Here is a 5,670-nt window from a genome sequence, read left to right on the forward strand (position 1 = left end):
GTGGGGCACTTTTTAAATGTTGTTCCGGGTCCCTTTTCAAGTGTTAGCTACATTTTTGGTCGGTATCACACAGACAAAATCCCTGAACATGGCGGCTTTCACTGCCGTACTGGTGAATATTCCGCTGAACTGGCTCCTTATATTCGGCTTCGATATGGGTATATCGGGAGCGGCTATCGCTTCTTCATCTGCCGAAATGTGTTCGCTGGCTGTATTGGCTGCATATATGTTTAGACACATTGATAAAAAAGTGTATGGCTTATACTGGCGTATTGATATAACGATATTGAAAGAGGTATTTTCTATCTCGGTATGGAGTATGCTCCAGTCCTTTACAAGTGTAGCCATTTGGTTTCTGTTCTTCGTGGCTATCGAACGTTTGGGAGAAACGGAATTGGCAGTATCAAACATTGTAAGAAGTGTTTCCGCACTGTTTTCTGTTATCGTCAATGCGTTGGCAGGTGTCACCGGTTCTTTAGTGAGTAATCTGATTGGAGCAGGTGAAAAGAAAAAAGTTTTTCCGCTTTGCCATAAGATTATCCGTTTAGGATACGCAACAGGCATTCCATTGATTGCTTTTGCGTTGTGCTTTCACCAGCCCATTATAGGGGCTTATACGGAAAATCCCGCTATCGTACAGCTTGCATGGTCGCCTTTTCTTGTCATGCTGTTAAATTACTTCTTTGCACTACCCGGTTACGTCTATCTGAATGCCGCCACAGGAACGGGAGCGACACGGACGGTATTCATTTTTCAGGTGACAACTACGATTGCTTATCTGTTCTGCTTATGGAGATTAGATTCTTGTGATGTCCCGTTAGCGACATATTGGGCTGTGGAATACTTATATGTGATACTGCTTGGTACACAATCCGTCATTTATCTTAAATATAAACAATACTAAGAACTGAAAGTTATGATGAGCAAGATATATCCCCGTAAGGGTGACACGCAAACCGTTTATTTGAACGCTGTCGTAAAAGACCCGTCTATCAAAATAGGCGACTATACCATTTACAATGATTTTGTTTCAGACCCGTGTCTGTTTGAGCAAAACAATGTGTTGTATCACTATCCGATTAACCACGAACGGCTGATAATTGGAAAGTTCTGTTCTATTGCTTGTGGAGCAAAATTTCTGTTCAACTGTGCCAATCATACCCTAAAATCACTATCGACATACACATTTCCGCTGTTCTATGAAGATTGGGAATTGGATAAGGTAAATGTGGCTTCTGCTTGGGACAACAAAGGCGACATCGTGATAGGCAATGACGTGTGGATAGGATATGAAGCCGTAATTATGGCTGGTGTCCATATCGGTGACGGGGCTATTATTGGAACAAGGGCGGTTGTGACGAAAGATGTGCCGCCCTATACCATTGTGGGTGGTGTTCCTGCCAAAGAGATACGAAAGCGGTTCAGTCCTGATATAATAGAACAGATGCAGACTTTGAAATGGTGGGACTGGTCGGTAGATAAGATACGGGAGTTTTTGCCTTATCTGAAAGATGGACGTTGGGATAAATTACAGGCAGTATGAAGTCAATCAAGAATTTAATTTCACTCGGCTATTTGCTGATGGCATTATTGGTTATCGGCATAATGTATATTTGGTATAAAGAATGGTGCGATTTAGAGAAATTGGAAGTTCAGAATCGTCATATAGATACTTTTCGCCAAGAATCGCACGAAATATTTGTTCTTCTTATTGAACTTTCTTTATCGGGCGAAAGCGTATTGGAGTGGGATGATAAAGATTTGGAACATTACCATACCCAGCGTATGGCGATAGACAGTATGCTGTGCCGCTTCAAAGCGATTTATCCGGAAGAGCGCATAGACAGCGTGCGTCAGCTTTTGGAAGATAAGGAGCAGCAGATGCGCCAGATTGTTCAGGTGCTTGACGAGCAACAGGTCCTCAACGAGAAGATTGCACGGCAGGTACCTGTAATCGTGCAGAAAAGTGTGCAGGAACAGCCGCAAAAGCCAAAGCGGAAAGGATTTCTCGGCATATTCGGCAAGAAAGAAAAGCCAAAGCCAACCGTGACCACCACGATGCTTCGCTCTCTCGACCGTGATATGATTGCCGAGCAACGGGCACAAAGCCGCCGTCTGTCGGAACACGCCGACAGCCTTGCGGCACGGAATGCGGAACTTAACCGGCAACTGCACGGGTTTATCCGCCAGATGGATAAAAAAGTGCAAGCCGACCTGCAAAAACGTGAAGCCGAGATAACCGCCATGAGGGAACAGTCGTTTATGCAAATAGGTAGCCTGACAGGATTCGTCCTCCTTCTGTTGGTGATCTCCTACATCATCATACACCGTAATGCCAATAGTATCAATAGGTACAAACGAAAAACGACGGACTTGATCGGGCAGTTGCAACAGTCGGTAGAGCAAAATGAGGCACTGATAGCCTCCCGCAAGAAAGCTGTCCATACCATCACCCATGAACTGCGTACGCCTTTAACAGCAATAACCGGTTATGTTGGACTGATAGAAAAAGAGAATGGCATAGATAAAACAGGTACATATATTCAGAACATCCGACAATCCTCCGAACGTATGCGTAAAATGCTCAACACCCTGCTTGACTTCTTCCGACTGGACAACGGCAAAGAACAGCCGAATTTGTCTCCTTACAGGATTTCAGCAATTACACAGACTCTCGAAACAGAGTTTATGCCTATGGCGATGAACAAAGGGCTGGCTCTTACCATAACAAACCAGACAGAAGCTATTGTCTTGGTAGATAAAGAGCGCATACTGCAAATCGGGAACAACTTATTGTCTAATGCCGTCAAGTTCACGGAGAACGGTACCATATCATTGACAACAGGTTATGATAATAGTGTCCTGACAATCATTGTAGAAGATACGGGTACTGGTATGACAGACGAGGAACAGAAAAGAGTGTTCGGTGCGTTTGAACGTCTGTCAAACGCCGTCACAAAAGACGGCTTCGGGCTGGGACTTTCCATCGTACAGCGCATCGTGGCGATGCTCGACGGCACTATCCGGCTGGAAAGTGAAAAAGGCAGGGGCAGCCGTTTTATAGTGGAAATACCCGCGCAGCCCGCCGAAGAACGACAGCCACAACGGATAGTCCGGAATTATACCCGCAACAACGAGAAATACTATGATGTTGTCGCTATTGATAATGACGAGGTGCTTCTTCTGATGCTGAAAGAAATGTTCAATCAGGAGGAAATACACTGCGACACCTGCACTGATGTGGCAAAGCTGATGGAATTGATACGGAAAAAGGAATACGCCCTGTTGCTTACTGATCTGAATATGCCGGAGATAGACGGCTTCGAGTTGTTGGAACTGTTACGCTCGTCCAATGTGGGCAATTCAAAGGCTATCCCGGTAGTGGTGACAACCGCTTCGGGTAGTTGCATCAAGGAGGAACTTATGGAACGTGGATTCGCCGGATGCCTGTTCAAGCCGTTCTCCATATCCGAACTGATGGAAATTTCAGACAAATGCGCCATTAAAGGCATATCGGACGAAGTGCCGGACTTCTCCACCCTGTTGTCCTACGGCAATGAATCCGCCATGCTGGAGAAGCTGATATTGGAAACCGAAAAGGAAATGCAGGCGGTCAAAGATGCAGAACAAAAGAAAGACCTGCAAAAACTGGATGCCCTTACACATCATTTGAGAAGTTCATGGGAGATACTCCGTGCCGACCAACCGTTGAGGGAACTTTATAAACTGCTTCATGGCGAGGATACTTCCGATTGGAAAACGATACCCCATGCAGTAACCGCCATACTGGATAAAGGAACGGAGATAATCCAACTGGCAAAAGAAGAAAGGAAGAAATACGATAATGGATAAGACAAAAATCATCGTAGTGGAAGACAATATCGTGTACTGCGAGTTTGTCTGCAACCTGCTGGCACGGGAAGGATTCCGTACCGTGCAGGCTTTCCACCTCTCGACCGCGAAGAAATATCTGCAACAAGCCGCAGACGGGGACATCGTGGTTTCCGACCTGCGCCTGCCCGATGGCAACGGTATCGACCTGTTGCGCTGGATGCGTAAGGAGGGCAGGATGCAGCCCTTTGTCATCATGACTGACTATGCCGAGGTGCATACGGCAGTCGAAAGTATGAAACTCGGCTCACTGGACTACATACCCAAGCAACTTGTAGAGGATAAACTCGTCCCTTTGCTCCGTACCATATTAAAAGAAAGGAGTATCGGAAGAAACCGTATGCCAGTGTTCTCCCGTGACGGTTCGGCTTTTCAAACCATCGTGAAACGAATAAGGCTGGTGGCTCCTACTGACATGAGCGTGCTGATATTTGGCGAGAACGGTACAGGCAAAGAGCATATCGCACACCAACTGCACGACAAAAGCAAACGGGCAGGAAAACCGTTCGTTGCAGTGGACTGCGGTTCACTCACCAAAGAACTTGCGCCATCCGCATTCTTCGGACACGTCAAAGGAGCGTTCACAGGAGCGGACAACACCAAGAAAGGCTATTTCCACGAGGCTGAGGGTGGCACGCTGTTTCTGGACGAGGTGGGCAACCTCGCAATGGAGACCCAGCAGATGCTGCTCCGTGCCATACAGGAGCGGAGATACCGACCGTTAGGAGACAAGACGGACAAGAGTTTCAACGTCCGAATCATCGCTGCCACCAACGAGGATCTGGAGGCGGCTGTGAACGAAAAGCGATTCCGGCAAGACCTGTTATATCGTCTGCATGACTTCGAGATAACCGTCCCGCCGTTACGCGACTGTCAGGAGGACATAATGCCGTTGGCTGAGTTCTTCCGTGAAATTGCGAACAAAGAGCTGGAATGTGATGTTATCGGATTTGACGGAGAAGCCAAAAAGACATTGCTGACCCACGCTTGGCCGGGCAATGTCCGTGAGCTTCGACAGAAAATCATGGGTGCGGTGTTGCAAACACAGACAGGGATTGTCACGAAAGAGCATCTGGAACTTGCCGTGACAAAACCGACCTCTCCCGTCAGTTTCGCCCTGCGCAACGATGCGGAGGATAAGGAGCGTATCCTACGCGCTTTGAAGCAGGCGAACGGAAACCGAAAGGTTGCCGCCGGATTGCTCGGAATAGGACGCACAACGCTGTACAGCAAGCTGGAAGAGTATGGGCTGAAATACAAATTCAGGCAATCATAGCCGGTAATTCACCAAATTTTCGTTATTACGAATATCAATATTGCATTTTATCCAATATAAAGATATCGGTTTCAAAATTAGTGTCATCTCTGAATACAGAGGAGTTGGATTAATAGTGATGAGCCACAAAACATAGAAATTAGGAATGTTACCAAATAATTTAGTCTTTGGTATGTAGCAAATATTACCGAAGTTTTTAACCATACGACTTCTATTAAAATAGCCAAAGAGCAACCTAATTGTTAAAGTTGCTCTTTGGCTATTTAATAGGCATAATCTATAAAGCCCATATTTATTAGATAATCCACAATATTATTCATATTCCTTTTCCGCAGTTCTTGAATTAAAATATGTGGAGGAGGCCAGTTGCTAACATATGGATTACTACATGGACCTGTGTAAAGTCCGCCACCGGGACCTGTGTAAAGTCCACCACCGGGACCTGTGTAAAGTCCACCACCGGGACCTGTGTAAAGTCCGCCACCGGGACCTGTGTAAAGTCC

4 protein-coding genes and 1 pseudogene are annotated in these 5,670 nt (G+C 46.2%); 4 read left to right on the forward strand and 1 reads right to left on the reverse strand.

Annotation, left to right across the window (positions count from 1 at the left end):
* Positions 1 to 16: 16 nt before the first annotated feature.
* From DW039_RS00005 to DW039_RS00020, 4 genes and pseudogenes are all read left to right on the forward strand, one after another.
* A pseudogene (locus DW039_RS00005) lies at positions 17 to 904 on the forward strand (MATE family efflux transporter); the annotation flags it as partial.
* 12 nt (positions 905 to 916) lie between these two features.
* Positions 917 to 1,543: a CatB-related O-acetyltransferase gene (locus DW039_RS00010; RefSeq protein ID WP_119957756.1), complete on the forward strand. Its 627-nt coding sequence runs from the start codon at positions 917 to 919 to the stop codon at positions 1,541 to 1,543.
* The gene (locus tag DW039_RS00015; RefSeq protein ID WP_119957755.1) at positions 1,540 to 3,852 is read left to right on the forward strand and encodes an ATP-binding protein; all 2,313 of its coding nucleotides are present in this window, start codon (positions 1,540 to 1,542) and stop codon (positions 3,850 to 3,852) included. Before DW039_RS00010 ends, DW039_RS00015 begins: the two co-directional genes overlap by 4 nt.
* A complete protein-coding gene (locus tag DW039_RS00020) occupies positions 3,845 to 5,167 on the forward strand; it encodes a sigma-54 dependent transcriptional regulator (protein WP_119957754.1) in 1,323 nt (440 codons plus the stop codon). Before DW039_RS00015 ends, DW039_RS00020 begins: the two co-directional genes overlap by 8 nt.
* Before the next feature lie 263 nt (positions 5,168 to 5,430).
* Here the strand turns inward: DW039_RS00020 and DW039_RS21050 are convergent.
* Positions 5,431 to 5,670: hypothetical protein (locus DW039_RS21050; protein ID WP_120381547.1), on the reverse strand; the 240-nt coding region annotated here is incomplete at its 5' end.

Origin of the sequence: Bacteroides sp. AF39-16AC, from assembly GCF_003602735.1 — a bacterium.
GTDB lineage: Bacteria > Bacteroidota > Bacteroidia > Bacteroidales > Bacteroidaceae > Bacteroides > Bacteroides uniformis.